The organism is Nonomuraea sp. NPDC050790, from assembly GCF_044456745.1.
In the GTDB taxonomy this organism is placed as follows: Bacteria; Actinomycetota; Actinomycetes; order Streptosporangiales; family Streptosporangiaceae; genus Nonomuraea.
Genome location: NZ_JBITGF010000002.1, coordinates 1 through 22,121 on the forward strand (window position 1 = coordinate 1; position 22,121 = coordinate 22,121).

Sequence of the window (22,121 nt, forward strand, 5' to 3'; positions counted from 1 at the left end):
AGAGACGATGGGGTTGATAGGCCGGAGGTGGAAGCACGGCAACGTGTGGAGCTGACCGGTACTAATAGGCCGAGGACTTGACCACAAAGCACCCAGACACCACACCCCTGCCAACCGATGGTTGGTTGTGGCTGGTGTGTGGGGGATGGTTGCAGCGCTCTGTACTCTTCGCCGGGTCCGGAGCAGCGCACCCCCCACGCGACGGCAAGCCCCTGTCAGGGGCAGGTGTGTGAGGTGTCTGATCTTGCTCGCGTCCACTACGCAATTCTGAGACAGCAAACATGTGCTGTTTCCCAGGGTTGCGGCGGTTATGGCGGGAAGGAAACACCCGGTTACATTCCGAACCCGGAAGTTAAGCTTCCCAGCGCCGATGGTACTGCACTCGGGAGGGTGTGGGAGAGTAGGTCACCGCCGCACAAATCATCACGTTGAAGGGGTCCAACCGTTGGTTGGGCCCCTTTTTCGCGTCCCCACACTGCACGCGCCGCCCTCGTGCCCGCACCTCACACCCCGCTCAGGTCCACTCCTGCCACACGCCCGCTCGGGCCCACGCCTGCCACACGCCTCCACCCGCACGCTCGGCCCGCACGCTTGGCCCGCACACCGCCTTGCCGCGCCGGCCTGCGCACGCCTCTGAGCCAGGCGCCCACACTGCTGCGCCATCACTCCGGCCGCTTCCCCAAGCGCCGGTGCGGCGAGCATCACGACAGGCGTGACCGGCGCAACGCGCACGGCCGCTCAACCACGCCACCGCGCCTGCGGGCGACCCGTACCTGGCCCACGCATCCCGCTTGCCCGCCTTTCCGCCGGACCACGTCTCCGCCTGCCTTGCTTGCTCGTGTCGGTGGGTAAGTGCCGGCGTGATCGGGGTGACGCGTGGGGTGGTCAAGACGCTGTGGAGGGCTGGGGGGTGGTTTGGGGGTGTGGGGTGGTCAGTAGGGTTGGGGGGTGGAATATCGTGCGGTTGAACGCGCGATCATGGATCGGGGCGTCGAGTGGGAATTCGAGCCGACCCTGGATCGGATCGCGGCTCTGTTGGATCTGCTTGGCTCGCCGCAGCGGGCGTACCCTGTCGTGCACATTGCCGGGACCAACGGTAAGACGAGTACGGCGAGGATGGTTGAGGCGCTGCTTCGGGAGCGGAATCTGCGGGTGGGGCGGTTTACCAGCCCGCATCTGGTTTCGATGCGGGAGCGGATCTGCGTGGATGGTGTGCCGCTGAGTGAGGAGCGGTTCGCTGAGGTTTATGAGGAGATCGCGCCTTATGTGGAGTTGAATGACACCACTGGGCGGCGGATTCAGTTTTTTGAGCTGCTTACCGCCATGGCGTTTGCGGCGTTTGCGGATACTCCCGTGGATGTTGCTGTGGTTGAGGCGGGGATGGGTGGCACGTGGGATGCCACCAACGTGGTCGACGGGCAGGTTGCTGTGATCACGCCTGTTTCGCTGGATCACACCGATCGGCTGGGGCCGGACATTCCGTCTATCGCGGGGGAGAAGGCCGGGATTATCAAGGCCGGGTCCACCGCGGTGCTGGCGCAGCAGGAGCTTGAGGCTGCCGAGGTGCTCGTGCGGCGGGCCGCTGAAGTCGGGGCGGTCGTGGCGCGGGAGGGGCTCGAGTTCGGGGTGCTCAACCGGGAGGTCGCCATGGGTGGGCAGCTGCTCACCTTGCGGGGGCTCAAGGGGGTTTATCCGGATGTCTATCTGCCGCTTTACGGGGCTCATCAGGCTGGGAACGCCGTAACCGCGCTGGCGGCCGTCGAGGCGCTGACCGCGGGCGACGATCCGCTTGACATCGAGCTGGTACGGCAGGCGTTCGCCCAGGTGACCTCACCGGGGCGGCTGGAAGTGGTGCGCAGGAGCCCGACCGTGGTCATCGACGCGGCGCACAATCCCGGGGGTGTGCTGGCCACGCTCGACGGGCTGCACGAGGCGTTCGACTTCGCCAAGGTGGTCGGGGTCGTCGCGGTCATGCGCGACAAGGACGTCGACACGATCTTGGACCTGCTGGAGCCGGTTCTGGACGAGATCGTCGTCACCCGCAACTCCTCGCCGCGGTCCATGACCGCGGAGGAACTGGGGGCGCTGGCCGAGGGGTACTTCGGCGCTGATCGGGTGCACGTGGTGGACCGTCTCGACGAGGCCATCGACCGTGGCATCGGGATCGCCGACGCCGAAGGGGAGTTCAGCGGGACCGGGGTGCTGATCACGGGTTCGGTGATCACGGCTGGTGACGCGCGTCACCTGATGAAGGTGGAAGGCCGGTGACGTCGCGCCGGCCGTACCCTGGGAAGAAGGGTGTGAGGTGAGTTTCGTCGTCACGCCGGGCATGCGGAGGCTTGGGGCCAGCGTGCTCGGGATGGAAGCGATCATGGCGGGGCTGATCACGCCCGTCGCGATTACGGTGAGTGGCGTCGCTCCGGCGCTGGCCATGGTGTCGGGGCTGGGGTTGTCGGTGCTGTGCATCGTCGCGATCGGGCTGCTCAAGCGGCCTGTCGGGTACGTGGTCGGCACGCTGGTGCAGGTGCTGGCGATCGCCACGGGGTTCCTTGTGTCCATGATGTTCTTTCTCGGCGCGATCTTCGCGGCACTGTGGATCACCGCGATATTCGTCGCTCGCCGTGTCGAGGGCGTGACTTCCCGCTAAAGTCGGCCTACATGGCCGTCCCCCCGATCCAGCGGTCCCCGAACGCGGCTGCCGCCGGGCCCACCGCAGGCGCGAAGTCGCCTTGGTTGCAGGACCTCGTGCTCGGTCTGCTCATCGTGGCAGCCCTGCCGTTGGCGATCATCGCGATCCCGAACACCGTCTCCGTCGTCGCCGATCTGCTGCCCGTGGAGATCGACCGGGTCGGGCTGATGCGCGCGCACGGGCTCGCCCTTCCGGCGATGATGCTGACCGTGCCGCTGGCCGCGGTGGCGTTGCGGCGCGTGCGTGTCACCTACGTCGTCGTCGCCGGGCTGGCCCTGCTGGCCGCCGCCGACGCGGCGGGCGGCTACGCGGGCACCACGTTCATGGTGGGCGTGCTGCGCGTGCTCCACGGTGTCGGCGCGGGCATCGTGCTCCCCGCCACGCTGGTGGCCGCCTGGGGGCGTCCGCCGGTGATCCGGGCCGTCTGGGCCGGAATGCTGGCCGTCAGCCTCCTGGCCGCCCAGGCGCTGGCGCTGTGGCCGCTGCACCGGGTCGATCGCTGGCAGGTCACGCTCCAGCCGTATCCGCTGCTGAGCGGGGTGGCGCTGGGGCTGGCGGCGGCGTACCTGCTGGTCTGGCTGTTGCAGGGCGAGGGCGTCACGCCGACGCCTCGGGCCAAGGAGCGCAGCCGGTTGCTGCTGGCGGCCGTTCCCGCCGCGGGCATCGCCGTTCTCGCCATCAGTACGGCCAGCCAGGACTGGAAGGCCGGGCTGGTGGTGCTGGTCGCGGTCTTGTCCATCGCGGCGCTGCTGGCGCTGGCCACGATCGGGACCAACGAGAGCCGGACGCTGGCCTACACGTTCGTCGCGGTCGGGGTGGTGCTGCTGCCTACGGTCGCGCAGGTGACCTATGTGGAGATGGGCGGGCTTGGCGGGCCTGGGCTGAAGGGGCTGTGGCTGCCGTTCGTCATCGCGGCGGTGCTGGCGGTGGTGGCCGGGGCCGGGGTGGCGTTGTTCGGCGGGTCGGCCGTGCGGTGGCTGGCGCCGGGCGGGCTGCTCGTGCTCGTGCTGGGGCTGGCCTCGGTGCGGCTCATGGTGCCTTCCGAGGACGGGACGGTGCTGGTGGTGCCGTTCACGCTGATGGCGGTCGGGGCGGCGGTGGCCGTCACGGCGGCGCTTCGGCAGACGAGTGTGGGCGTGGCGCTGTTCGGGCTGGCGTTGTGCTTTCCCGGGGTGCTGTCGGGGTACCTGCTCGGGACCGGGGTTCAGGTCATGATGCTGCGCGGGCAGCGGTCGGCGCAGGGCATCGTGGACGGGTTCGTCGAGGCGCTGCACACCTGGGCGTTGATCGGCGGGTTCCTGACGGTGGCGGTGATCGTGCTGGGGGCGTTGCTGGCTCGGCGGGCCGGTGGGGCTGTTGAGGACGGCGACGGGGAAGAGGCCCGCGAGGGGCTCGTGGTGGCCTTTGATCGGTCCTCGGATGAGGCCGCTGGGGTGGGCTCGGATGAGGCTGGCGGTGCTGGGTCGGGTCGGGACTCTGCGGGCGGTGCTGGGTCGGGTCGGGGTTCGGCGGGCGACGTCGGGGCCGATCGGGACTCGGCGGGCGCTGCTGGGGTGGCGCTGGGCGAAACCGCCGCTGCGACGGTGGACGATCTGGATGCTGCCGGGGACGATCAGGACGATCAGGGCGGTGCCGGGGATGGTCCGGGTGACGTGGATGCCGGCGGGGGCGGTCGGGGTGACGCTGGTGCCGGCGGGGGTGGCCGGGGGGAAGTGAGTGCGGCCGGGGTGGATCGGGATGATCCTCTTGCCGGTGGGGCGGTGCGGGATGAGGGTGATGACGTGCCTGATGCCGCTGAGCTGGACGAAGGGGATCGGCCTACCGGGGAGATTCCCCGGGTTGTGCTGCCTACGCCGGTCAACGGGGACTCGCCGGAGACGGCTGATCCCGCGCGGGCTGCCGGAGAAGTCGATGGGCGTTCGCCTGCCGTACCGCCGCCTGCGCAGTCGCCTGAGGACAATGAGCGGCCCTGAGCGCCGTGAGAGCAGGGGAACCGTCGCGGGACGGTAAGCTGTGCCGCGTCGCCGCTACGCGCGGACGTCGACCGTCCCGTGGCGCGGACTCTCGGAGCGAAAGCCGATGCTCGCCTCCACACATCCGTTCAAAGGAGAACCTCACGTGTCCGAGCGCACTCTTGTCCTGATCAAGCCTGACGGGGTGAAGCGTGGCCTCATCGGTGACGTGATCGCCCGCGTGGAGCGCAAGGGCCTCAAGGTCGCCGCCATGGACCTGCGCACGCTCGACGTCGACACCGCCAAGGCCCACTACGCCGAGCACTCCGAGCGGCCGTTCTTCGGCGAGCTGGTGGAGTTCATCACCTCGGGGCCGCTGGTGGCGCTGGTGCTGGAGGGGCCGCGCGCGGTCGAGGCGTTCCGGGCGCTGGCGGGGCTGACCGACCCGGTCAAGTCCGCTCCCGGCACGATCCGCGGCGACCACGCGCTGGAGATCGGCGAGAACGTCGTCCACGGCTCCGACTCGCCGGAGTCGGCCGCCCGGGAGATCAAGATCTTCTTCCCGGACCGGTTCTAGGTCTTCCCGGGGGATTTCCTCCCGCGCCCACGCAGCCAGTCTGCGTGGGCGTTTTCTTTTTCTGTTGTGCTTTCGTTCGTGGTGCTGGCCGTTGTTTGGGCTTTGGGTGGCTTTTGGGGTTACGGCAGGCCCCCGGACCGCCGACCGCCGCCGTGGGCTGAGGGCCTCGTCCGAGCGGCCGGCAGTCGGACGGGGTGCCCGCCGCTACAAGGCGCCCTTGGCCGGACGCCGTGGCCTGGCTGAGCGCCGTTCAGAGGCGCCGGGCTCCTCCGTGCCACGTCCCGCCGCGCGGCGCCTGAAAAGCGTCCTGGGGGCTGTGGCGGGGGTTCAGGCGTGAGGGCCAGAGCTGGGCGTGCCAGAGCTGGGCAGGCAGGTGCCACGCCTGAGGCTGGCCGGGTCCTGGGGTTGGGCTGGGTTGGGTTGGACCAGCGGATGGTGGCGGGTGGGCGTGGGATCGCGGGAGTGGGGTTGTGGAGTTCGCAGGCGTTGTGGCGTGGGGCGGCTGAAGGTGCGGGGGTTGTGGGTGGGGTGGCTGGAGGGTGTGGCGTTCTGGGCTGGGGGGTTTGTGGGGGTTTGGGGGTTGGGGCGGGGTGATCGCGGGCTGATGGGGTAAAGAGGGCGATACCGGAGGTACGCAAGATTTTTCTGGGGCGGTGGTGCTCATTGCGCTCACTGGTGGGTACGTCACGTTACGATTCGAATGCGATCCGTAGTCATCAGTGAAGGACGTTACGGAAGGCTCGTTCCCCATGGGCAGCAAGCTCGCCTTTCTCGGCCGCGACATGGCGGTCGACCTCGGCACCGCCAACACGTTGGTCTACGTGCGTGGCCGAGGCATCGTGCTCAACGAGCCGTCCGTCGTGGCCATCAACACGGCGACCGGCAAGATCGTCGCGGTGGGCATCGAGGCCAAGCGCATGATCGGGCGGACGCCCGGCAACATCGTCGCCGTACGCCCGCTCAAGGACGGCGTGATCGCCGACTTCGACGTCACCGAGCGCATGCTGCGCTACTTCATCCAGCGCGTGCACAAGCGCCGCCACTTCGCCAAGCCGCGCATCATCATCGCGGTGCCCAGCGGCATCACCGGGGTGGAGCAGCGGGCGGTGAAGGAGGCCGGGTACCAGGCCGGGGCACGGAAGGTGTACATCGTCGAGGAGCCCATGGCGGCGGCGATCGGGGCCGGGCTGCCGGTTCACGAGCCGACGGGGAACATGGTCGTCGACATCGGCGGCGGCACGACCGAGGTGGCCATCATCTCGATGGGCGGGGTCGTGACCAGCCAGTCGATCAGGGTCGGCGGTGACGAGCTGGACCAGGCGGTGATCACCTTCGCCAAGAAGGAGTTCTCGCTGATGCTCGGCGAGCGCACCGCCGAGGAGATCAAGATGGCGATCGGGTCGGCCTGTCCGACGTCCGACGAGTGCCATGCGGAGATCCGGGGACGCGACCTGGTCAGCGGGCTGCCCAAGACGATCGTGGTGTCCGCGGAGGAGATCAGGAAGGCCACCGAGGAGCCGGTGAACGCCATCGTCGACGCCGTGAAGACCACGCTGGACAAGTGCCCGCCCGAGCTGTCCGGGGACCTCATGGACCGCGGCATCGCCCTCACCGGCGGCGGCGCGCTGCTCAAGGGGATGGACGAACGGATCAAGGCCGAGACCGGCATGCCCGTCCACCTGGTGGAGAATGCGCTCGACTCGGTCGCGCTGGGCTCCGGCAAGTGCGTCGAGGAGTTCGAGGCACTGCAGCAGGTGCTCGTTCCGGAGTCGCGGCACTGATGAAGGACACGCGCCGCGCCCGGCTCATTCTAGGACTGCTGCTGACGGCGGCGCTCGTGTTCGTGACGGTCGACCACCGCACCGGCGACGGCTCGCCGTTCACCGCGCTGCGGTCGGCGGGATCGTGGGCCTTCGGCACCGCGGAGCAGGCGGCGACCACGCTGGCCAGCCCGGTGACCGGGCTCGTTCAGGCCCTGGCCAACGCGCCGGGCGCCCAGGCGGACATCGAGCGGCTCAAGGCCGACAACGCGCGGCTGCGCGCCCAGGTCGCGGCCGGACGGCTGGACGCCTCCCGCTCGGCGGAGCTCCGGCGGCTGCTCGGGCTGGCCGGGACGGGCGGCTACAAGGTCGTGACGGCCAACGTGGTGGCCAGGCGCGGGCAGCCGGGGTTCGAGGAGGCCGTGGAGATCGACGCCGGCACCGACGACGGCGTACGCGCCGAGATGACCGTGCTCAACGCCGACGGGCTGGTGGGCCGGGTGATCAGGGCGGCGGCGAGCACCTCGACGGTGGTGCTGCTCAGCGATCCCACCTCGGCCACGGGCGCGCGGTTGGAGGGCGGCAACGAGATCGGCGTCGTGCACGGGGTGGGGGAGAACGGGCGGCTGGTTCGCTTCCGGCTACTCGACTCGACCGCGCCGCTCAACCGGGGCGCGAGGCTGGTCAGCTTCGGCTCGCAGCGCGGCATGCCGTACGTGCCTGGGGTGCCCGTCGGGGTGATCGAGCGGGTCGAGGCGACGCCCGGTGAGCTAACTCGCATCGCGTACGCGCGGCCGTATGCCGATCTGACCGCGCTCGACGTGGTCGGGATCGTGGTGGAGGCGCCCAAGCGGGACCCGCGCGACGCGGTCCTGCCGGCGAGGGCGAGCGCGCGGTGATCGCGGTCCTGGTCGTGGTGGCGGCGGTGCTGCTGCAGCTCATCCTGGTCAACCGGCTGCCGCTGCCCGGCGGCGGCATGCCCGACCTGGTGCTGCTGGCGGTGGTCGGGGTGGCCATGACGCGGGGGCCGGCGATGGGGGCGGCGATCGGGTTCTGCTCGGGGCTGCTGGTGGACGTGGTGCCGCCGACGGCGCACGTGGCGGGGGAGTACGCGTTCGTGCTGACCGTGGTCGGGTTCCTGGCCGGGCGCGGGATGGGCGGCGTGGTGCCGACGGTGGTGGCCTGCGTCCTGGCCGCGCCGCTGCTGGCGGCGGTGGTCGGCGCGCTGGTCGGCGAGCAGGGGGTCACACCGGCCGCGCTCGCCGTGAAGGCGCCGGTCACCGTGGTCTACACGCTGGTCGTGGCACCGGTGGTGATCTGGGCGGTGACCCGGGGGAAGCAGCCGAGGTATGCGGTATGAGCAGGATGAGAACCCGGCTGGTCGTGCTGAACGTGCTGGTCGTCACGCTGATCGCGGTGCTGGCCGTGCGCCTGTGGCAGGTCCAGGTGGTACGCGGCGTCGAGTACGTGTCGGCGGCGGCCGAGACCAGGACCCGGGGCGTGGTCGTGCCGTCGGTGCGGGGGCAGATTCTGGACGCCGCAGGGCAGCCGCTGGTGCGCAACCGCACCGCGCTGGTCGTCTCCGTGGACAGGACCTCGCTGACCCGCATGCCCGGGGGCGGCAAGGAGGTGCTGGAGAAGCTCGCCGACGTGCTCGGGCGGCCGCTCAAGCTGCTGGAGAAGCGGATCAGGTCGTGCGGGCCGGGGGTGACCAGGCCGTGCTGGCCGGGCTCGCCGTACCAGCCGATTCCGGTGGACGAGACGGTCACGACGCGTGAGGCGCTGCAGATCCTGGAGCGGCAGGAGGAGTTTCCCGGGGTGACCGCGGAGGTGCAGGCGGTCAGGGAGTATCCGCACGGCAAGGGGGCGGCGCAGGTCGTCGGGTACCTGCAGCCGGTCACTCAGGAGGAGCTGGAGAAGCGCGACGGGCTCAAGGCGGCCTTCTCCGGCGTGGACCTGGTCGGGCGGGACGGTCTGGAGTCGGTGTACGACGAGGCGCTGCGCGGCAAGCCGGGGCTGCGCCGGGTCCAGGTCGACAGGCTCGGCAAGGTCATCGGGGTGGAGCAGCAGGTGGCGCCGGTGTCGGGGGACACGCTGATCACCAGCATCGACGGCCGCGTGCAGGCGGTGGTCGAGAAGGCGATCGAGGGCGCGATGAAGCGGGCGCCCAAGGCGGACGGCGCGGCGGGCGTGGTGCTCGACGCGCGCACCGGGCGGGTGGTGGCGCTGGCCAGCGCGCCCGGCTACAACCCGGCGATCTGGACGGGCGGGATCTCGGAGAAGGAGTACCAGGACCTGCTGTCGGACAAGGCGGGACGGCCGCTGGTGTCGCGGGCGATCAAGGGGACGTTCGCGCCCGGCTCGACGTTCAAGGTCTCCTCGGTGGCGGCCATGCTGCGCTCCGGCTACCCGCTGAACGGCACCTACGGGTGCCCGGGGTCGTTCATGGTGGGCGACCGGCCGTTCAACAACTTCCGCGGCATCGGGCTGGGCACGCTGACGATGCACACGGCGCTGGTGAAGTCGTGCGACACGATCTTCTACAAGTCCGCCTACGAGCAGTGGCTCAAGGACGGCGGCCTGCATCCGAAGAAGCCGCCGCGCCAGCCGTTCGAGAACACCGCCAGGGCCTTCGGCTTCGGCCGGCCGACCGGGATCGACCTGCCGGGCGAGTCGGCGGGGCGCATCCCCGACCGCGACTGGAAGAAGGACCTCTGGGGTCAGACCAGCGCCGTCAACTGCAAGCGCTCGCGCACCGGCTACCCCGAGGTGAAGAACGCCGCGCGGGCCGCCTTCCTCAAGCGCCTGGCCTACGAGAACTGCGTCGAGGGCTACCTGCTGCGTCCCGGTGACGCCGCCAACTTCTCCATCGGGCAGGGCGACGTGCTGGTCACGCCGCTGCAGCTCGCCGCCGCCTACGCCGCGCTGGTCAGCGACGGCAGGCTGCGCAGCCCGCGCGTGGCCTGGGCGAGGGTACGGCCGGACGGCACGCTGGTCCAGCGCATCGACCCGCCGGTCACCGGCAAGCTGCCGATCAGCGAGAAGGAGCGCGCCTACATCAAGAACGCGCTCAGCCAGGTCGCCTCCGACGGCACCGCGGCCGGGGCGTTCTCCGGCTTCCCCATGGACCAGGTGCGCATCGGCGGCAAGACCGGCACCGCGGAGGTGTGGGGCAAGGAGGACACCTCCTGGTTCGCCTCGTTCGCGCCCACCGAGAAGCCGAGGTTCGTGGTGGTTGCCATGGTCTCGCAGGGCGGGATGGGCGGGTCGACGGCGGCGCCGGCCGTACGGGAGATCTATGAGGGCATCTACGGGATCAAGCGGCCGGCCGCGCTGCCGGACGGGAAACCCGTCTCCAAGCTGCCCATGATCGCGCGGGACGGGACGGTCACCCGATGACGGAGCGGACACTGACGGCCAGGCGCCGCTCGTTCACCACCCGCGCCGTGGGCGCGCAGTCGACCGTGTGGCGGCTCGACGGGGTGCTGCTGGTCTCGGTCGCGGCCCTGTGCGTGATCGGGACGCTGCTGGTGTGGTCGTCCACCCGCACGTGGGCGCCGGGTTCCACGGGGCTGGTCAAGAAGCACGTGCTCAACCTGGCGATCGGCGCGGCGCTGTGCGGGGCGGTGGCGATGATCGACCATCGGCTGCTGCGCGCGTACGCGCCGGTGGTCTACCTGGTGACGCTGGCCGGGCTGGCCGTCGTGGCCACGCCGCTGGGCACCACGGTCAACGGGTCGCACTCGTGGATCATGCTGGGCGGCGGGTTCGCGGTGCAGCCGTCGGAGTTCGCCAAGCTCGGGCTGGTGCTGATGCTGGCGATGTTGCTGGCCCAACCGGCCGAGGGCACCGACCGGCCGCGTGGGCTGGACATGGTGTTCGTGCTGGTCGTGGCGGCGATCACGATGGGGCTCGTGATGTTGCAGCCGGACCTCGGCACCACGCTGGTGCTGGCGGTGATCACGGCCGGCGGGCTGGTGATCGCCGGGGTGCGCAAACGGTGGATGGTCCTGCTCGTGCTGGTCTCCGTGGCGGGCGCGGTGGCGGTGTGGATGATGGATCTGCTGGAGCCGTACCAGGTGGCGCGGTTCACGGCCTTCCTCGACCCGAGCGTCGATCCGCGCGGCGTCGGCTACAACTCCACGCAGTCGCTCATCGCGATCGGCTCCGGCCAGGTGTTCGGCAAGGGGCTGCTGGACGGCGGGCAGACGACCGGGCGCTTCGTGCCCGAGCAGCACACCGACTTCATCTTCACCGTGGCGGGCGAGGAGTTCGGCTTCCTCGGCTCGGTGACCGTGGTGGCGCTGCTCGGGGTGGTGCTGATCCGCGGGCTGAAGATCGCCCGGCAGTGCGAGGACCGCTTCGGGACGCTGGTCGCCGGCACGATCGTGTGCTGGCTGGCCTTCCAGACCTTCGTCAACATCGGGATGACCGTCGGCATCATGCCCATCACCGGGCTGCCGCTGCCGTTCGTCTCCTACGGCGGCACCGCGACCTTCGCGAATCTCATCGCGATCGGGCTGCTACAGGCGATAAGGATCAGGGAACAGGCGTTTAATTAGAAGCATGTTCGTGGCCTACTGCGACGAGTGCGGGGACCGCTTCCTGCTGCCCGCCAGCCACGTCGTCGCCCTGCACAATCTCGCCAGCGGAGTGATCGCCGTCGAGCTGACCTGTTACGAGAACCACCGGGTGCTCGTCCTGAGCGGGAACGACATCGACATCCCGGGCCCTGCCACCGTCTGAGCGCGGATAGGCTTGGTCACATGTCTGTCGAGTCGATTTTCCCACGCCTGGAAGCGCTGCTGCCCAAGGTGCAGAAGCCGATCCAGTATGTCGGCGGCGAGCTCAACTCGACGGTCAAGGACTGGGACGAGGCCGACGTGCGCTGGGCGCTGATGTACCCGGACGCCTACGAGGTGGGGCTGCCCAACCAGGGCGTGGCGATCCTCTACGAGATCCTCAACGAGCTGCCCCAGACCCTGGCCGAGCGGACCTACTCGGTCTGGCCCGACCTCGAGGCGCTGATGCGCGAGCACGGCGTGCCCCAGTTCACCGTCGACGGCCACCGCCCGGTGCGCGCCTTCGACGTGCTGGGCGTCTCCTTCTCCACCGAGCTCGGCTACACCAACCTGCTGACCGCGCTCGACCTGGCCGGCATCCCGCTGCTCGCGGCCGAGCGCGGCGAGGACGACCCGATCGTGCTGGCCGGCGGGCACGCCGCCTTCAATCCCGAGCCGATCGCCGACTTCCTGGACGCGGCCGTGCTGGGCGACGGCGAGCAGATCGCCATCGCCATCACCGAGGTCGTGCGCGAGTGGAAGCAGGAGGGACGGCCCGGCGGCCGCGACGAGCTGCTGATGCGCCTGGCCGAGTCCGGCGGCGTCTACGTGCCCAAGTTCTACGACGTGGACTACCACCCCGACGGCCGGATCAAGCGCGTGGCGCCCAACCGTCCCGAGGTGCCCTGGCGCGTGCACAAGCACACCGTCATGGACCTCGACGAGTGGCCCTACCCGAAGAAGCCGCTGGTCCCGCTGGCCGAGACCGTGCACGAGCGTTTCAGCGTGGAGATCTTCCGCGGCTGCACGCGCGGCTGCCGCTTCTGCCAGGCCGGCATGATCACCCGTCCGGTCCGCGAGCGCTCGATCACCACGATCGGCGCCATGGTCGACAACGGCATCAAGGAGTCCGGCTTCAACGAGGTCGGTTTGCTGTCGCTGTCGTCGGCCGACCACTCCGAGATCGGGGAGGTCGCCAAGGGCCTGGCTGACCGCTACGAGGGCACCAACACCTCGCTGTCGCTGCCCTCCACGCGCGTCGACGCGTTCAACATCGACCTGGCCAACGAGTTCTCCCGCAACGGCCGCCGCTCCGGGCTGACCTTCGCGCCCGAGGGCGGTTCCGAGCGCATGCGCAAGGTGATCAACAAGATGGTCACCGAGGAAGACCTCATCCGCACCGTCACCACCGCCTACTCGCAGGGCTGGCGGCAGGTCAAGCTCTACTTCATGTGCGGGCTGCCCACCGAGCGGGACGAGGACGTGCTCGGCATCGCCGACCTGGCCAAGAAGGTGATCCAGGCCGGGCGCGAGGCGACCGGCTCGCGCGACATCCGCTGCACGGTCTCCATCGGCGGGTTCGTGCCCAAGCCGCACACGCCGTTCCAGTGGGCCGCGCAGGCCGACCACGAGACCGTCGACCGGCGGCTCAAGGAGCTGCGCGACACCGTCAGGAACGACCGCCAGTACGGGCGGGCGATCGGCTTCCGCTACCACGACGGCAAGCCGTCCATCGTCGAGGGCCTGCTCTCGCGCGGCGACCGCCGGGTCGGCGCCGTGATCAGGGCCGTCTGGGAGGACGGCGGGCGCTTCGACGGGTGGAGCGAGCACTTCTCCTACGACCGGTGGATGGCCGCCGCCGCCACGGCCGGCGTGGACGTCGGCTGGTACACCACCCGCGAGCGCGAGGAGAACGAGGTCCTTCCCTGGGACCACCTCGACGCCGGGCTCGACCGCGAGTGGCTGTGGCAGGACTGGCAGGAGGCGGTCAACGAGACCGAGGTCGAGGACTGCCGCTGGACGCCGTGCTACGACTGCGGCGTCTGCCCCACGATGGGGACCGAGATTCAGATCGGGCCCACCGGCAAGAAGCTTCTGCCACTGACCGTGGTGTGAGCGCGACACGCGCGGGCTACCGGACGGGCCAGGGAATTGGTCAAGGTTTCGCCGTGACGGCGGGCTGTGTGTCCGACGTGGGCGGCGATCCCCATGATCGGCGCCCGCGCACGTCGGCGGGTGGCGTGGGGGCGGCTTTGCCGTAACGGTGGGGGAAAGCGGTGACGGAGAGCCACCGACATCGGCGCGCATAGAGAACAGCGCGTACAGTCTCCGCGCGAGGCGGCTTATCCTGTGGGGAGGAAACTCTGACACGGGAAGGACGCAACGCTCTGAAACCTGTTCCCGACGGGCCACCGCCCGCGCCCACGGTGCAGCGGCTTCGCGTCCGCTACGCCAAGCGCGGCCGCCTGCGCTTCACCAGCCACCGCGACATCTCGCGGGCCGTCGAGAGGGCGGTCCGCCGTGCCGGCATTCCGGTTGCCTTCAGCGCGGGCTTCTCGCCCCACCCCAAGATCTCCTACGCGGGTGCGGCGCCGACCGGCGTCGCCAGCGAGGCCGAATACCTCGAGATCGGTGTCACGGAGCCCTGCGACCCGGGGCGGATACGCGCCGACCTGGACGCTTCGCTGCCGCCCGGACTCGACGTGCTCGAAGTGGTCGAAGCACGCTCGGGTGGCCTGGCCGACCGCCTGGAGGTCTCCACGTGGGAGCTGCGGTTGCCCGGTGCGGATCCCGAGCTCGCCGGCGTTGCGGTGGAGAAGTTCCTCGCCGCCGGCACCGTCGAGGTGGAGCGCCTCACGAAGAAGGGCCCCCGCCGCTTCGACGCGCGGGAGGCGGTGCGGGTGCTCGAGATCTCCGAGGGAACGGAGAGAACCGCAGCTCAGGTGCCCGGACAGTCGTGTGTCATACTGCGCATGGTTGTTCGGCACGTGACTCCTGCCGTACGACCCGACGACGTGCTCACAGGATTGCGCCTTGTGGCCGACTTCGCGCCGCCGGTTCCCCCCGAGGTAACCAGGCTGGCGCAGGGGCCGCTGGACGCGTCCGGTGGGCCTGCCGACCCGTTCGACCTTGACCGCGACATCACGCGCGGCGGCGAAGCGGGACCGGCGGGCGAGCACGCCGCCGGATAGGAACCGCCTGGCGGCCCGCCAGGCGTATCCGCTGACAGGACTTGGCGCCAACACCCCACACGGGGCGGGGGCGGACAACGAGACACGAGGGCTCCTGCGCGGCGCGGCGACGCGCCCGGGAGCTGACGGGAGAGCGCCCGCATGCTCGAGAACGAGCCCAACGGCGGGGCCAACGGCCCCGACGGGGAGACAACTGAAGATCAGCCCACAACCAGGCCGCGCCGGGCCGCCCGGCCGGCCGGGCCGCCTCCGGAGTTGCCGGAGGAGGCCGCGCCTTCCGTGCTGACGGTTCCCGCCGGTGCGGCGGCCAGTGCTGCCGAGGAGACGGCTGAACCGCCCAAGCGGGCCACCAGAAGCCGGTCCACGGCGACGACGACGCGCCGCCGTACCAAGAAGGCCGACGAGGCCGAGGAGCCGGTCGCGGAGGAGAAGCCCAAGCGGGCCTCGCGGCGTGCGGCCGGGCCGCCGCCCGAGGTCGAGGATCTTCCCGCCGGTACGGCTGCCGCCCCCGGGAGCGCTCCCGCGGAGGAGGCGCCGGTGGTCAAGCGGACCAGGCGCACCACGAAGGCCAAGGTCGAGACCGCCGCCGAGGAGGAGGCCGCCGCACCGGTCAAGCGGACGCGGCGTACGCGCAAGAAGGCAGAGGAGCCGGAGAGCCCGGTCGAGACCGCGATCGAGACGGTCGTGGCCGAGGCCGCGATCGACGCGGCCGTCGAGGTCGCCGACGAGGTCGCCGCGGTGGCGGCGGCCGAGGCCGAGGTGCTGGACGAACTGCCCGAGGACGAGCCGCTCGACGACGAGCCCGCGGGCGAGGATCTCGACGAGGAGCAGCCCAACCTGCTGGCCGACCCGTTCGGGCTGACCGCGCGGCGCATGGAGCAGGGCGGCGCGTCCTTCCAGCGGCCGGCGGCGATCTTCGCCCCGCTGTTCCAGGCGCCCGACCCCAGCCAGGCACAGCCGGCGGCGCCGCGCCGTCCCGAGCCGGAGCCCGTCGTGGCCGAGGTGGCCGAGGTGGCCGAGGAGAGCGCCGACGCCGACACCGACGCGGAGCTCGACACCGACGCCGACAGCGAGGACGAGAGCGGCGGCCGCCGCCGACGCCGCCGTCGCGGCGGTCGCGGACGCGGCAAGTCGCGCGAGCGTGACGAGTCCGACTCCGAGGACGAGCAGGACGACGACGATGAGCAGGGCGAGGACGACTCCCAGGAAGAGGAGGCGTCCAGCTCGCGCCGTCGCCGTCGCCGCCGTCGCCGCGGCTCAGACGAGACGCCCGAGCCGGCCAGCGACGACCCGCCGAACACCGTGGTGCGCATCCGCGCGCCGCGCTCGGGCAGGGCCGCGGGGCTCGACACCTCCAGCGACGGCGTGCAGAGCGTGCGCGGCTCGACCCGGCTGGAGGCCAAGAAGCAGCGCCGCCGCGAGGGCCGCGAGCTGGGCCGCAGGCGTCCGCCGATCATCACCGAGTCGGAGTTCCTCGCCAGGCGCGAGTCCGTCGACCGGATGATGGTGGTGCGCCGCCAGGGCGACCGCACCCAGATCGCCGTGCTCGAGGACGGCATCCTGGTCGAGCACTACGTCAACCGCGAGGCCAGCCAGTCCTACGTCGGCAACGTCTACCTGGGCAAGGTCCAGAACGTGCTGCCGTCGATGGAGGCCGCCTTCGTCGACATCGGCAAGGGACGCAACGCCGTCCTCTACGCCGGCGAGGTCAACTTCGACACCGCCGGGCTGGAGGGCCAGCCCAAGCGCATCGAGGCGGCGCTCAAGTCGGGGCAGTCGGTGCTGGTGCAGGTCACCAAGGACCCGATCGGCCACAAGGGCGCCCGCCTGACCTCGCAGATCAGCCTTCCCGGCCGCTACCTCGTCTACGTGCCCGACGGTTCGATGACCGGCATCAGCCGTAAGCTGCCCGACAAGGAGCGCACGCGGCTCAAGAGCATCCTCAAGAAGGTCATGCCCGAGAACGCCGGCGTCATCGTGCGCACGGCCGCCGAGGGCGCCTCGGAGGACGAGCTGGCCCGTGACGTGGCGCGGCTGTCGGCGCAGTGGGAGGCCATCCAGAAGAAGGCCAAGTCCGCCAGCCCGCCCGAGCTGCTGTCGGCCGAGCCCGACCTGACGATCCGCGTCGTGCGCGACGTGTTCAACGAGGACTTCACCTCGCTCGTGGTCCAGGGCGAGGAGGCGTGGGAGACGGTCGACGAATACGTCAAGTACGTCGCCCCGCACCTGGCCGACCGCCTGAACCGGTGGGAGGAGGACGGCGACGTCTTCGAGTCCTACCGGATCGACGAGCAGCTGGGCAAGGCGCTGGAGCGCAAGGTGTGGCTGCCGAGCGGCGGCTCGCTGGTCATCGACCGCACCGAGGCGATGACCGTCGTCGACGTCAACACCGGCAAGTTCACCGGCCAGGGCGGCAACCTGGAGGAGACGGTCACCAGGAACAACCTGGAGGCGGCCGAGGAGATCGTGCGCCAGCTACGGCTGCGCGACATCGGCGGCATCATCGTGATCGACTTCATCGACATGGTGCTGGAGTCCAACCGGGACCTGGTGCTGCGCAGGATGCTGGAGTGCCTGGCCCGCGACCGCACCAAGCACCAGGTGGCCGAGGTCACCTCGCTCGGGCTCGTCCAGATGACGCGTAAGCGGGTCGGACAGGGGCTGCTGGAGGCGTTCTCGACGCCGTGCGAGTGCTGCAACGGGCGCGGCCTGATCGTCTCCACGGAGCCGGTCGAGGCCAAGCCGGAACCGCGGGGCACGCAGGGCAAGATGGCGGTCGAGAAGTCCGTCGCGGAGAAGGTCTCCGCGGCTTCCGCACCCGGGAACCGTGATACTGTGACCGGTGCGCTTGATGACGTCCCATCCGAGGATGACCAGGCGAACCAGACTTCCGGCAGGGGGCGGCGACGCTCCCGCCGAGCCAAGTCGGCCGAGTAGCCAGGCGCTCCCGCCAGGGAGCGCTCCTCGGTTGACAGTCCGTCGATCCGTCCGGTTCGACCAGGGCACCGCTCATCCGGTACCCTAGTCAATCGGTGCGTCCAGTGGCGCGCCCTGTTCGCGCGCCTCTCGGATCGTCGGTTTTCCCGACAGGTTCCGAGTGCTGGGCGCAGCATTCGGTGGTCGCCGATGGTGATCGGTGACCACAAGCAGACAGTAGAAGGGTTCCGCGGTGTACGCGATCGTTCGTTGCGGCGGCAGGCAGCAGAAGGTCTCCGTCGGTGACGTCCTCGAGGTGGACAAGGTCGCCGGCGAGGTCGGCTCTTCGGTTTCGCTGCCGACGGTGCTCGTCGTCAACGACGGCGATGTGACCACGGAGGCGGGCAAGTTCCTGGTGAGCGCCGAGATCCTCGGCGAGACCAAGGGGCCCAAGATCCGCATCCTCAAGTACAAGAACAAGACCGGTTACAAGAAGCGCCAGGGTCACCGTCAGCGGTACACCCAGGTGAAGATCACCGGCATCAACCAGGCCTGAGTCACGGGAGTTTTGCGAGATGGCACACAAGAAGGGCGCGTCGTCCACCCGGAACGGCCGTGACTCCAACGCACAGCGGCTCGGCGTCAAGCGGTTCGGCGGCCAGCTGGTCAACGCGGGCGAGATCATCGTCCGCCAGCGCGGCACCCACTTCCACCCTGGCGACAACGTCGGGCGGGGTGGCGATGACACGCTGTTCGCGCTGGCTGCCGGGCACGTGCAGTTCGGTCGTAAGCGCGGGCGTCGCGCGGTGAGCATCGTTCCGGTCGCGGAGTAAATTCCGTCCGACCGATGTTCCCAAGGGTGGGTCCGTAGGCTCGCCCGGTAGATGTTTCCTCCAGGGGTGGGTCCGCAGACCCGCCCCTGAGGCGTTTCTGCGCTTGGTTCTCTCACGCGCTCGGCGCTGTTGGGTTTGCGGCTTGAGCTCGTGGGCTTGAGCTCGTGGGCTTGAGCTCGTGGTTTGGGTTTTGACTTTGGGTTACGGCAGGCCACCCCGCCGCCACCCGCCGTCGTGGGCTCGCGCCGATCGTGGGGATCGCTTCTCACGTCGGACGTGGTGCCCGCCGTTACGGCGGTGCGTTGGGCGGGCACCGTGGCCGGGCTGAGCGCCGTACTTGCGGCGCCGAGTGCGGCCGCACGGCTTCTCGCCGCGCGGCGCCGGACAAGCACGGCTGGGCCAGGGCGCCCTGCCGGACCCCCGGTTGGGTGGCTAGGGGCCTCGTGGCCTGCCTGGCTGGGTTGGCTTCCTGGCTCGCCCAGTTGGGTGGCCAGGGCTGTGCCAGGGCTTTCTGGGCTGTCGGGGTGGGTGGCCAGGGCCCCGGTGGGTTGCCCTTTGGGGAGTCCTGTGGTTGTTGGGTCTGCTGGTCAGCCGGTGTCCCGTTGGTTGGGGTGTGGGCTGGGGTGGCGGGGCTGGGTGGTCTGTGGGATCGCCTGGGGTGTTGAGCTGGGAAGATGGGTTTGTGTTCCGTTCGGGAGCACGTGGGAAGTAAGGGGCGGTAATGCCGGACTTCGTGGACCAGGTGGTTCTGCATGTCAGGGCCGGTGACGGAGGGAACGGCTGCGCCTCCATCCACCGGGAGAAGTTCAAGCCGTTGGGCGGTCCCGACGGAGGGAACGGCGGGCGGGGCGGGGATGTGATCCTGGAGGTCGATCCCAACACCGCCACCCTGCTCGAGTACCACCGCCGCCCGCATCGCAAGGCGGACAACGGTAAGCAGGGTCAGGGGTCCAACCGGGACGGTGCCAACGGGGCGGACGTGGTGCTCACGGTGCCCAACGGGACCGTGGTCAAGGACGCCGACACCGGCGAGGTGCTGGTCGACCTGGTCGGAGCCGGGACGCGGTATGTGATCGCGGAAGGCGGCCACGGCGGGCTCGGGAACGCGGCGCTGGCCAGCACGAAGCGGAAGGCGCCGGGGTTCGCGCTGCTCGGGGAGCCCGGTGACGGGCTGGACGTGATGCTGGAGCTCAAGAGCGTCGCGGACGTGGCGCTGGTCGGGTTCCCCAGCGCGGGCAAGTCGTCGCTGATCGCGGCGCTGTCCGCGGCCCGGCCCAAGATCGCGGACTACCCGTTCACGACGCTGATCCCCAACCTGGGTGTGGTGACGGCCGGGGAGACGGTGTTCACGGTCGCGGACGTGCCGGGGCTCATCCCCGGCGCCTCGCAGGGGAAGGGGCTCGGCCACGAGTTCCTGCGGCACGTGGAACGCTGCGACATGCTCGTCCACGTCATCGACTGCGCCACCCTGGAGCCGGGACGTGACCCGGTCACCGACTACGAGGTCATCGAGGCCGAGCTGGAGGCGTACGGCAAGCTGGAGGACCGGCCCCGCATGGTCGTCCTCAACAAGGCCGACGTGCCCGACGCGCGCGAACTGGCCGAGATGGTCCGGGCCGATTTCGAGGCCAAGGGGCTGAGGGTCTTCGTGATCTCGGCGGCCACGCATGACGGGCTGCGGGAGCTGACGTTCGCGATGGGCGAGTGGGTCGCGGCGGCCCGCGCGCAGAAGCCGGTCGAGGAGCCGACCCGGCTGGTCATCCGGCCCAAGCAGCTCGGCGAGGCCGGGTTCAGCGTGCGGAAGGTCACCGAGAACCAGTTCCAGGTCACCGGCGAGAAGCCGGAGCGCTGGATCCGCCAGACCGACTTCACCAACGACGAGGCGGTCGGGTACCTGGCCGACCGGCTCGAACGGCTCGGCGTCGAGGAGGCCCTGTCCAAGGCTGGGGCCGTGGCGGGGGCCGAGGTGATCATCGGGCCCATGGAGGGCGGCTACGTCTTCGACTGGCAGCCCACCCTCTCCGCCGAATCCGCCCGCCAAGGCCCCCGCGGCTCAGACTCCCGCCTGGCATAGACGACCCGCCGCCCGCCCAGGCCCAGTTGCTTGTGCGGGCCGTGTGCGGCTTTTGCCCGTGCGGGCCGTGTCCAGGTGGGGCGTCCGTCTGTGAGACGTTCCATCCGTTACGGCAAGCCGCCCCCACCCCCGCCCGCCGACGCGCGTCGGGGTGTCGGAGCGGCGCCCGACAGCCGGACGTGGCGCCCGCCGCAACAAGCCACGTATGCCCGGCTGGAGGGGGCTTGCGCCCAGGTGACAACCGTGTTGCCCAGGGCGGCTGCCGGACGCGGGCCCGCCGCTCCGAGCCCCGCGTGCCCGGCTGGAGAGGCCGGCACCCGGGCGACAGCCTTGTTGCCCGGTGGTAGTTGGGCGTGGTGAGCGCTGTGACAAGGCGGGTTTCTCTCCTGGGGGGGTTGGATACTGGAAGGCGGGCGGGTGGGTGGCTCGGATAGGGTCGTGGGGTGCGAGATCGGATCAGCTCCGCGTCCAGGGTCGTCGTCAAGGTCGGCTCTTCTTCGCTGACCACCCCCCAGGGCACCATCGACGTCGACCGGGTCGACGCGCTGGTCGACGTGCTGGCGGCGCGCCGGGGTGTGGGGGCGCAGATCGTGCTCGTGTCCTCGGGGGCCATCGCCGCCGGGCTCGGGCCGCTGGGGCTTGCCGTACGACCTAGGGATCTTGCCACGCAGCAGGCTGCCGCTTCCGTCGGGCAGGGGGTGCTGGTGGCTCGCTACACCTCGTCCTTTGCCCGGTATGGGGTGCGGGTGGGGCAGGTGCTGCTGACCGCCGATGACATGATGCGGCGTTCGCATCACGTGAACGCGCAGCGGACCCTCAGCCGGTTGCTTGAGCTGGGCATCATGCCGGTGGTCAATGAGAACGACACCGTGGCCACCGATGAGATTCGGTTCGGGGACAATGATCGGCTTGCCGCGCTTGTCGCCCATTTGACGCGGGCGGATGCGCTCGTGCTGCTGTCCGATGTGGACGCGCTCTATGACGGGCCGCCCAGCCGGGCGGGGTCGCGGCGGCTGGCGGAGGTCCGGGGGCCGGAGGATCTCGTCGGCGTCGAGCTGGGGAGGAACGGCGCGGCCGTCGGCACCGGTGGGATGATCACGAAGGTCCAGGCGGCCAAGATCGCTACCGGGGCGGGCATTCCTGTGGTGCTGACCGCTGCTGCTCATGCCGCGCAGGCGCTGGCCGGGGCCGACGTGGGCACCTATTTTCACCCTGGCGGGCGGCATCCTGGCACGCGGCTGCTGTGGCTGGCGCATGCCACCACCGGGCGCGGGCGGCTGCACCTGGACGACGGCGCCGTCGAGGCGGTCGTCACGCGGCGCAAGTCGCTGTTGCCCGCGGGCGTGACCTCCGTCGAGGGGGATTTCTCCGCCGGTGACCCGGTCGATCTGTGCGGGCCGCGCGGGCGGGTGGTGGCCAGGGGGCTGGTGAACTTCGACGCCGTGGAGATCCCGGGGTTGCTGGGGCGTTCGACGCGGGAGCTGGGCAGCGAGCTCGGTCCGGAATATGAACGCGAGCTGATTCACCGCGACGACATCGTCATACTGGAGGCCCACCAGTAGCGAAT

At 70.3% G+C, this 22,121-nt stretch carries 17 protein-coding genes and 2 rRNA genes; all 19 read left to right on the forward strand.

The window, feature by feature from the left end:
• Window positions 1-85 (forward strand): 23S ribosomal RNA (locus ACIBEJ_RS08535); the annotation flags it as partial.
• Window positions 86-300: 215 nt separating this feature from the next.
• A 5S ribosomal RNA gene (rrf, locus tag ACIBEJ_RS08540) occupies window positions 301-417 on the forward strand.
• 561 nt (window positions 418-978) lie between these two features.
• Window positions 979-2,268: a bifunctional folylpolyglutamate synthase/dihydrofolate synthase gene (locus ACIBEJ_RS08545; RefSeq protein WP_397183237.1), complete on the forward strand. Its 1,290-nt coding sequence runs from the start codon at window positions 979-981 to the stop codon at window positions 2,266-2,268.
• A 37-nt stretch (window positions 2,269-2,305) separates the two neighbouring features.
• On the forward strand, window positions 2,306-2,647 hold the full coding sequence (locus ACIBEJ_RS08550; protein ID WP_397182008.1) for a DUF4233 domain-containing protein: 342 nt from the start codon (window positions 2,306-2,308) through the stop codon (window positions 2,645-2,647).
• 11 nt (window positions 2,648-2,658) lie between these two features.
• Window positions 2,659-4,662: a hypothetical protein gene (locus ACIBEJ_RS08555; protein ID WP_397182009.1), complete on the forward strand. Its 2,004-nt coding sequence runs from the start codon at window positions 2,659-2,661 to the stop codon at window positions 4,660-4,662.
• Between the two features lie 106 nt (window positions 4,663-4,768).
• A complete protein-coding gene (ndk, locus tag ACIBEJ_RS08560) occupies window positions 4,769-5,218 on the forward strand; it encodes a nucleoside-diphosphate kinase (protein WP_397182010.1) in 450 nt (149 codons plus the stop codon).
• A 749-nt stretch (window positions 5,219-5,967) separates the two neighbouring features.
• A complete protein-coding gene (locus ACIBEJ_RS08565) occupies window positions 5,968-6,999 on the forward strand; it encodes a rod shape-determining protein (RefSeq protein WP_184973123.1) in 1,032 nt (343 codons plus the stop codon).
• Window positions 6,999-7,877, forward strand: a complete 879-nt coding sequence (gene mreC / locus ACIBEJ_RS08570; RefSeq protein ID WP_397182012.1) for a rod shape-determining protein MreC — start codon at window positions 6,999-7,001, stop codon at window positions 7,875-7,877. Before ACIBEJ_RS08565 ends, mreC begins: the two co-directional genes overlap by 1 nt.
• Window positions 7,874-8,338, forward strand: a complete 465-nt coding sequence (gene mreD, locus ACIBEJ_RS08575) for a rod shape-determining protein MreD (RefSeq protein ID WP_397182013.1) — start codon at window positions 7,874-7,876, stop codon at window positions 8,336-8,338. Before mreC ends, mreD begins: the two co-directional genes overlap by 4 nt.
• On the forward strand, window positions 8,335-10,377 hold the full coding sequence (gene mrdA / locus ACIBEJ_RS08580; protein ID WP_397182014.1) for a penicillin-binding protein 2: 2,043 nt from the start codon (window positions 8,335-8,337) through the stop codon (window positions 10,375-10,377). Before mreD ends, mrdA begins: the two co-directional genes overlap by 4 nt.
• Window positions 10,374-11,540: a rod shape-determining protein RodA gene (rodA, locus tag ACIBEJ_RS08585; protein WP_397182016.1), complete on the forward strand. Its 1,167-nt coding sequence runs from the start codon at window positions 10,374-10,376 to the stop codon at window positions 11,538-11,540. Before mrdA ends, rodA begins: the two co-directional genes overlap by 4 nt.
• A 4-nt stretch (window positions 11,541-11,544) precedes the next feature.
• Entirely contained in the window at window positions 11,545-11,724 is a 180-nt protein-coding gene (locus ACIBEJ_RS08590) for a hypothetical protein (protein ID WP_397182017.1), read from the forward strand.
• 20 nt (window positions 11,725-11,744) lie between these two features.
• Window positions 11,745-13,655 (forward strand): TIGR03960 family B12-binding radical SAM protein, encoded by a 1,911-nt coding sequence (locus ACIBEJ_RS08595; RefSeq protein WP_397182018.1) that lies wholly within the window; start codon window positions 11,745-11,747, stop codon window positions 13,653-13,655.
• Between the two features lie 311 nt (window positions 13,656-13,966).
• Window positions 13,967-14,731 carry a TIGR03936 family radical SAM-associated protein gene (locus ACIBEJ_RS08600; protein WP_397182019.1) on the forward strand — a complete coding sequence of 255 codons (765 nt, stop codon included), beginning with the start codon at window positions 13,967-13,969 and terminating at the stop codon, window positions 14,729-14,731.
• Between the two features lie 141 nt (window positions 14,732-14,872).
• A complete protein-coding gene (locus ACIBEJ_RS08605) occupies window positions 14,873-17,668 on the forward strand; it encodes an Rne/Rng family ribonuclease (RefSeq protein WP_397182020.1) in 2,796 nt (931 codons plus the stop codon).
• A 232-nt stretch (window positions 17,669-17,900) separates the two neighbouring features.
• A complete protein-coding gene (rplU, locus tag ACIBEJ_RS08610; RefSeq protein ID WP_183647442.1) occupies window positions 17,901-18,203 on the forward strand; it encodes a 50S ribosomal protein L21 in 303 nt (100 codons plus the stop codon).
• A gap of 19 nt (window positions 18,204-18,222) precedes the next feature.
• Complete coding sequence (rpmA, locus tag ACIBEJ_RS08615; RefSeq protein WP_184973142.1) at window positions 18,223-18,480, forward strand: 50S ribosomal protein L27; 258 nt, start codon at window positions 18,223-18,225, stop codon at window positions 18,478-18,480.
• A 721-nt stretch (window positions 18,481-19,201) separates the two neighbouring features.
• Window positions 19,202-20,554, forward strand: a complete 1,353-nt coding sequence (gene obgE / locus ACIBEJ_RS08620) for a GTPase ObgE (RefSeq protein ID WP_397182021.1) — start codon at window positions 19,202-19,204, stop codon at window positions 20,552-20,554.
• A 443-nt stretch (window positions 20,555-20,997) separates the two neighbouring features.
• Window positions 20,998-22,116 (forward strand): glutamate 5-kinase, encoded by a 1,119-nt coding sequence (gene proB / locus ACIBEJ_RS08625; RefSeq protein WP_397182022.1) that lies wholly within the window; start codon window positions 20,998-21,000, stop codon window positions 22,114-22,116.
• Window positions 22,117-22,121 lie beyond the last annotated feature (5 nt).